This window comes from Cellulomonas massiliensis JC225 (genome assembly GCF_000312005.1).
Lineage (GTDB): Bacteria > Actinomycetota > Actinomycetes > Actinomycetales > Cellulomonadaceae > Cellulomonas > Cellulomonas massiliensis.
This window is the reverse complement of record NZ_HE978588.1, coordinates 1,436,174-1,441,215: the sequence shown is the minus strand read 5'-3', so window position 1 is coordinate 1,441,215 and position 5,042 is coordinate 1,436,174. Positions and strand designations below refer to the sequence as shown.

5 protein-coding genes and 1 riboswitch are annotated in these 5,042 nt (G+C 74.5%); of the genes, 1 reads left to right on the top strand and 4 read right to left on the bottom strand.

What is annotated here, in order from left to right; translation table 11 throughout:
• The first annotated feature begins 505 nt into the window (after nucleotides 1-505).
• Nucleotides 506-973, top strand: a complete 468-nt coding sequence (locus tag HGCM_RS06865; protein ID WP_019136114.1) for an Lrp/AsnC family transcriptional regulator — start codon at nucleotides 506-508, stop codon at nucleotides 971-973.
• A gap of 10 nt (nucleotides 974-983) precedes the next feature.
• On the opposite strand, the gene HGCM_RS06860 is transcribed toward HGCM_RS06865, so the two are convergent.
• The 4 genes from HGCM_RS06860 to HGCM_RS06845 form a co-directional block, all read right to left on the bottom strand.
• Complete coding sequence (locus HGCM_RS06860) at nucleotides 984-1,916, bottom strand: universal stress protein (RefSeq protein WP_019136113.1); 933 nt, start codon at nucleotides 1,914-1,916, stop codon at nucleotides 984-986.
• 126 nt (nucleotides 1,917-2,042) lie between these two features.
• Complete coding sequence (locus HGCM_RS06855; RefSeq protein ID WP_019136112.1) at nucleotides 2,043-2,597, bottom strand: HNH endonuclease; 555 nt, start codon at nucleotides 2,595-2,597, stop codon at nucleotides 2,043-2,045.
• Between the two features lie 235 nt (nucleotides 2,598-2,832).
• Complete coding sequence (locus HGCM_RS06850) at nucleotides 2,833-3,606, bottom strand: C40 family peptidase (RefSeq protein WP_026075314.1); 774 nt, start codon at nucleotides 3,604-3,606, stop codon at nucleotides 2,833-2,835.
• Nucleotides 3,606-3,775, bottom strand: a riboswitch (cyclic di-AMP (ydaO/yuaA leader). Its footprint overlaps the gene before it by 1 nt.
• A gap of 345 nt (nucleotides 3,776-4,120) precedes the next feature.
• On the bottom strand, nucleotides 4,121-4,810 hold the full coding sequence (locus HGCM_RS06845) for an iron-dependent transcriptional repressor DtxR (protein WP_019136110.1): 690 nt from the start codon (nucleotides 4,808-4,810) through the stop codon (nucleotides 4,121-4,123).
• Nucleotides 4,811-5,042 lie beyond the last annotated feature (232 nt).

The following is a 5,042-nucleotide window of genomic DNA, read 5'->3' as shown; positions in this document are numbered from 1 at the left end:
CGGCCTCGGCCTGCTCCTGCTGCGCGTGCGCCTCGGCGGCGGCCCGCTGGTCCGCGGCGTGGTCGACCGCGACGGCGGTCGGCACGCCCGCGGCGAGCAGCAGCGCCGAGACGACGACGACGGGGGTCACCCGACGGCGTCCCGGACGCGGGCCCGCGTCCCGCCTGCCCTGCGTGGGGATCCGGCCTGCGAGGGTCGGCGCCGGTGCCGGCGTCCCGTGCCCCTCGGCGATCTCCGCCGTCACCGACCCGGCCTCGTGCCTGCGCCCGCTCACCACACCCTGCTCCCTCTTCCGGTTCCCCTGATCCGGTCCCTGCTTCGTGCACCGGCCCCACGACCTGCGTGGAACCCCTGCATCGGCAGGCGGGACGTCCGACTTGAGGGACTTCGCCCGAACAGTTCTCGTCGGTCCGAAGCCGTCCGTCCTGGGGGCACCGTCCTCCTCGTCGGCGGCGCGCGCACCTCGAACACCCGTCGCCGTCCCGCCATCCGAGATGATGGGCGCATGACGGAGGCAGGGCTGGACGACCTCGACGCCGCGATCCTCAGGGTGCTGGCGCAGGACGCGCGGGCCACGTTCGCGCAGGTGGGGGCGCAGGTCTCCCTCTCGGCGCCCGCGGTCAAGCGCCGCGTCGACCGGCTGCGCGAGCGCGGCGTCATCCGGGGGTTCACCGTGCGGCTCGACCCCGCGGCGATGGGCTGGCAGACCGAGGCGTTCGTCGAGCTGTTCTGCCAGGGCTCGACGAGCCCCGCCACGATGCGTCAGGCGGTCGAGCAGTACCCCGAGGTCGTCGCCGCGAGCACCGTGACGGGCGACGTGGACCTCGTCGTGCAGGTCCGCGCGCGGGACATGCGCCACCTCGAGCGGGTGGTCGAGCGCCTGGCGGCGGAGCCGTTCGTCTCCCGCACGCGCTCGACCGTCGTGCTGTCCGCGCTCGTCCGCCGTCCGGACGTGCCGCAGGCGGCGGACTGACCGACCGGCCTCATCCGGCGGGCGGCTCGCAGCGGTTCGTCACGACCATCACCGGGCACGACGCGTGGTGCAGCACCGCCTGGCTCGTCGAGCCGAGCAGCAGCCCCCGGAACCCGCCCCGGCCCCGCGACCCGAGCACGATGAGGTCGGTGGCGACGGAGAACTCCGTGAGCAGCTCCGCGCCCGTGCCGTCCAGCACGATGCGGCGCACCGTGAGGTCCGGGTGCTCGACGAGCGCCTTGTCGACGAGGACGTCGAGACCCTCCTCCATGTCCCGCAGCACCTGCTCGTGGTCGACGGCCGCGGGCAGCCACGACAGGACGCCTGTCATCGCCCCGAGCGGCACGCCGGCCACGGCGGTGAGCGACGCGTTCCACGCCTCGGCCTCCGTGATGGCGCACCGCAGGGCCTTCTCGGCCTGCTCCGAGCCGTCCACGCCGACGACGATCCGCTGCACCGGCCGCGTCACCGGCACCTCCGCGCCCTCCGGCACGAGGTGGCCCTGCGCGTCGCGGAGCGGGACGACCACCGTCGGGCAGTACGCGTGCGCCGGCAGCGCCGAGGACACGGTGCCCAGCAGCCGGTCGGCGAACCCGCCGCGCCCGCGCGTGCCCACCACGGCGAGCCGGACCTGGCGCGACAGCTCGACGAGCACCCCGCCCGCGTCGCCCGTGTAGACCTTCGACGTCACGGGCACCCCGACGTCCGCCACCCGGGCGGTCGCCTCGGCGAGCACCGCGGCGGCCCCCTCCTGGATCGCGGAGTCGTCGAGCGCCGCGTAGCCGCCGTCGAGCGACGCCGCCGTGAACGCGGGCAGGGTGTACGCGCACGCGAGGTGCAGGCCCCACCCGCGGGTCCGCGCGTGCTGCGCCGCCCAGTCGAGCGCGTGCAGGCTCGCGGTCGAGCCGTCCACCCCGACGAGCACCTCGTCCCGACGCGTCATCGCTGACCCCTCCTCGGCTCCCGCGGCCGGGACCGCCGGTGGCGCGCCGGCGGTCTCACCACCCCTCCACCCTGCCACGACGGCAGGCGCAGGAGCAGGGGGCGACGCGCGGTGCGTGGCGGTCCGTCAGGCGGTCATGTACTGCGTCCACGCCGGCTCGCACCGCGAGGACGCACCGAACGCGACGGACCAGCGCGGCGGGCGCGGCGTGAACGGCAGCTCCCAGCCGATCTCCGTGAGCAGCCGGTCGGCCTTGCGGTGGTTGCACCGCACGCACGCCGCGACGACGTTCGTCCACTCGTGCCGCCCGCCCCGGGAGCGCGGGTGCACGTGGTCGACGGTGTCGGCGCCGCCGCCGCAGTACGCGCACCGGTGGTCGTCCCGCTGCAGCACGGTGCGCCGGGTCGGCGGGACGGGCCGGCGCTGCGGGACGTGCACGTAGCGCGTGAGCACGAGGACGAGCGGGACGGGGACGGCCGCGTGCTCGGAGTGCAGGAGCTGGCCGTCCGACTCGAGCACCGAGGCCTTGCCGGTCATGACGAGCACGACCGCGCGGTGCAGGCTCACGATGCACAGGGGCTCCATGCTCGCGTTGAGCAGCAGCGACCGGACGTCGGTGCGGGCAGCGTGCGGTGCGGCGGCGGGGCCCTGCCCCGCGGTCAACGTCCCCTCCATCAGCACGACGGCCTCCCGACCTCGTCGAGCGGACCGACTGGCTGCCGGCCCGTGCGTGGCGACTGCGGGATCAGCGTAACCACGTGGTCCACCGAGATCCGGGACGAGGTACGCGGCGCACCCGCCGCTGCTGGTCGGCCGTCCGGGTCGTCCGGCCAGGCCCGCCTGCCGGGACGAGCCGGGAAAACGCATGAGGCCCCGACGACGCGATGTCGTCGGGGCCTCATGGCGAAGGCTGGTCTCAGCTGACCCGGATGAAGATCGGGTTGCTCTGCCAGATGCTGCGGAACTGGATCGTCTTGCCCGGGCGGGGCGCGTCGATCTGCTGGTTGCCGCCCGCGTAGATCGCGACGTGGCCGGGGCTCCAGATGATGTCGCCCGGCTTGGCCTCGGCGCGCGAGACGCGCTGGCCGGCGCTCGGGTAGGCCGACGACGAGCGCGGCAGGGAGATGCCGAGCTGCGCGTACACGTACGAGACGAAGCCCGAGCAGTCGAAGCCGGCCGGCGTCGAGCCGCCGTAGACGTACGGGACGCCCACGTAGCGCGCGGCGATCTCGAGGACCGCGTTGCCGGAGACCGACTGCGGCAGCGCCTTGGAGACGGCCGGCGTCGACGTCGTCCGGGCCGCGGACCGCGAGGCGGTCGCCGTGCTGCGCTGCACCTGCTGCGGCGCCTCGCGCTTCTCGGCCTTGACGATCTTGACGGCCTTGACGTCGAGGTCCCAGGTCGCGTCGTCCGGGGCCGAGACGACCGGGGCCGTCTGCAGGACCGCGCGGGCGGAGGCGGTGAGGGCGGCGGTGTCGACGGCCGGCAGGGCGGTGGCGTCGTCGCCGGGCGCCGCGTTCGCCGGCGCAGCGCCGATGAGCGAGACGGCCAGGCCGGACGAGGCCGCCACGACGGCGGTACGACGACCGAAGGTGCCGAGCTGCTCCGATGCAGCCGAGGCGAGGTCGTTCAGGGGCGTCGTGGGACGCCGCGCCGCACGGTGGCGGGCATGAGTGGTGCTCATGGTCACGCTGGTCTCCATGCGCCTACGAGGTGAGCTGTCGGGTTCGGGTGGGAGTGCACCCGGCCCTCGAGACCGATCGAGATCGGACTCGGGGGCTTCACCCCAAGGACACCGAGGTTCCGGTGCCCAGATCTGGGTCCCCCGCCCCTGCCGGCGGTTCGTGCGGACCTCGTGGCGGCGGCAGGGCTCGGCGTCCGCTCGAGGGCTTCCCGGAGGAGGGGACCGAGAAGCAGGACGAACGTACATGAGGCCCTCGGGGATTGTCACGTTCCGATCACGACGTGGCGGCGCGGTGCTGAACGGACGTCCTGATGCCGGGCCGCTGACCTGCGACGTCGCAGGTGGAGTCGTGTGAGGAACCCTCGCAAACTCGCGCGCCGGGGTCACCTGGACGGGTGACCTGGATCACTTTTCGGCCACGGCGAGGGCCCCGGGCGCCGCACGGCGGGGGTCCGCACAGGGCACGTCCAGGCGCCGCCCAGCAACGGAGGCGCCTCGGCGCCTTCGGCAGCCGGGGGCGTCAGGCCACGCCGACGAAGATGTGCCGCGCGACGTCCAGCGGCAGGTCCAGCACCATCTCCGCGCCGGGCCGCCCCACGGTGACGAAGCCTGCGGCGCGCTGCACCGAGACCTTGTCGCCGGGCCGCACGCCGGCCTCGTCGAGGCGCTGCAGCAGCTCGACGTCGACCTGCAGCGGCTCGGCGATGCGGGCGACCACCACGGACTCCACGTCGACGGCCAGCGCCGTCAGCGGCGTCACGCCGTCGAGGAACCGCACGGGCGTCTGCTCCTCGCCGATCTCCGCCAGGCCCGGGATCGGGTTGCCGTACGGGTCGAAGTGCGGGTGGTCGAGCAGGGCGGCCAGCCGCTTCTCGACGCGCTCGCTCATGACGTGCTCCCAGCGGCACGCCTCCTCGTGCACGTACGGCCACTCCAGCCCGACGACGTCGGTGAGCAGGCGCTCCGCCAGGCGGTGCTTGCGCATGACGCGGGTGGCCTTGGAGTGACCGGCCTCGGTGAGCTCGAGGTGGCGGTCCCCGCTGACGACGACGAGCCCGTCGCGCTCCATGCGGGCGACCGTCTGGGAGACCGTGGGACCCGAGTGGCCGAGACGCTCCGCGATCCGGGCGCGCAGGGGGGTGATCCCCTCCTCCGTCAGCTCGTAGATCGTCTTGAGGTACATCTCGGTCGTGTCGATCAGGTCGCTCACCGCACTGCCTCCCGCTCGGCCCGGCCACGCGCACGGTCCCCGCGCGTGCTCGTCACAGGGTAGTTGGTCGCCCCGACGGGCGGGTCCGGCCACGGCCTATCCTCGGCTCGTGCCTGCCGACCAGCCCCTGACGCTGACGATCCCCGCCCACCTGCTGCCGGCCGACGGCCGCTTCGGCTCCGGGCCGTCGAAGATCCGAGCCGAGCAGGTGGCCGCGCTGGCCGCGACCGGG

Excerpts from the sequence above, each read along its gene's own strand:
- HGCM_RS06865 (WP_019136114.1), top strand. The coding sequence starts at position 506 with ATGACGGAGGCAGGGCTGGACGACCTCGACGCCGCGATCCTCAGGGTG.
- HGCM_RS06860 (WP_019136113.1), bottom strand. The coding sequence starts at position 1,916 with ATGACGCGTCGGGACGAGGTGCTCGTCGGGGTGGACGGCTCGACCGCG.